1 protein-coding gene and 1 pseudogene are annotated in these 1485 nt (G+C 75.4%); both read left to right on the top strand.

Annotated elements, in window-relative coordinates; genetic code table 11:
* Window positions 1–387, top strand: a pseudogene (locus tag HII36_RS55125) (site-specific integrase); the annotation flags it as partial.
* 48 nt (window positions 388–435) lie between these two features.
* Window positions 436–1485, top strand: a 1050-nt coding sequence (locus HII36_RS55120) for an MFS transporter (RefSeq protein WP_173531375.1), incomplete at its 3' end; no start/stop codon positions are given.

Below are 1485 nucleotides of genomic sequence, written 5' to 3'. Positions count from 1 at the left end.
CCCTCGGACGGCCTGCCCGCCCCCTCCGACGGTTTGCCCGCTCCCTACGACGCCATGGACTCCGCCTACGCCGCCGCGCTGGCCGGCTCCCGGCTGGCCGCCTCCACCAGGGCCGCCTACCGGCGCCGGGCCGGCCACTACCTGGCCTGGCTGGCGCTCCAGGACGGCCCCGGGCTGCGCGACATGGGCGCGGCCGTCGCCGCCGCGCACGCCTACCGCCGCCACCTGGCCGGCCGGTACGCCACCCGCACGATCAACAGCGTCATGGCCGCCGTCGAGGACTTCCACGCCCGGCTGGGCCTGGGCGCCACCGGGGTCCCGCGAGAGACGGCCCCGAAGTCCCTGGCGCAGAGGACCTTGGTCCATACCGCCGGGCACCCGCGCTGAGCTGGGATGCCAGTGGAACGGAACAACCACTGATCACAGCGAGGAAAGATGACGACTCCCCACCCGCGGCCGGCGCGGCCCGCGTCGATGCTCGCCCTGGCCACACTCGGCTTCGCGGTGAACTTCTGGGCGTGGGCGCTGCTCAGCCCGCTCGGGCCGCGCTACCGGGAACTGCTGAGCCTGTCGGCCGCCGAGCAGGCGCTGCTGGTCGCCGTCCCGGTGATCGTGGGCTCGCTGGGACGGATCCCGGTGGGCGCGCTGACCGACAGGTTCGGCGGCCGGGTGATGTTCCCGCTGATCTCGGCGGCCACCATCGTGCCCGTGCTGTTCATCGGCGTGGCCGGGCAGAGCTCGCTGCCGGCGCTGCTGGCCGGCGGGTTCTTCCTGGGCATCGGCGGCACCGTGTTCGCCGTGGGCGTGCCCTTCGTCAACGCCTGGTTCCCGCCGCGCCGCCGCGGCCTGGCCATCGGGATCTTCGGTGCCGGCATGGCGGGCACCGCGATCAGCGCGCTGACCACGGTGAAGCTGGTCAAGGCCGGCGGCGCGGCGACCCCGTTCACGATCACCGCGATCGTGCTGGCCGGCTACGCCGTCGCGGCCTGGCTGCTGCTGCGCGACGCGCCCGGCCGCACGGTCGCCACGCAGCCGATCCTGGCCCGGCTCGCGGCCACCGCGAAGCTGCCGATCACCTGGCAGGCGAGCGTGCTGTACGCGGTGGCGTTCGGCGGCTACGTCGCCTTCTCCGTGTACCTGCCCGCCTACCTGCAGACCGGGTACGGCCTGGAGCAGGGCGACGCCGCCGACCGCATGGCCGGGTTCGTCGTCCTGGCGGTCGTGATGCGCCCGCTCGGCGGCTGGCTGTGCGACCGGGTCGGCTCGGTGCCGGTGCTGGGCGGCGTGTTCGCCGTCGTCGCCGTCGCGGCGGCGGTGCAGGCGCTCACACCCGCGCTGATGCCGGTGGGCACGATCGCGTTCCTGACCATGGCCGCCGCGCTCGGCGCCGGCAGCGGCGCCACGTTCGCGCTGGTCGCCCAGGTGGTCCCGGCCGACAAGGTGGGCGCGGTGACCGGGCTGGTCGGCGCGGCGGGCGGGCTGGGC

It is taken from the genome of Nonomuraea antri, assembly GCF_013283785.1.
Lineage (GTDB): Bacteria > Actinomycetota > Actinomycetes > Streptosporangiales > Streptosporangiaceae > Nonomuraea > Nonomuraea antri.
This window is presented reverse-complemented; position numbering and strand designations above follow the sequence as displayed.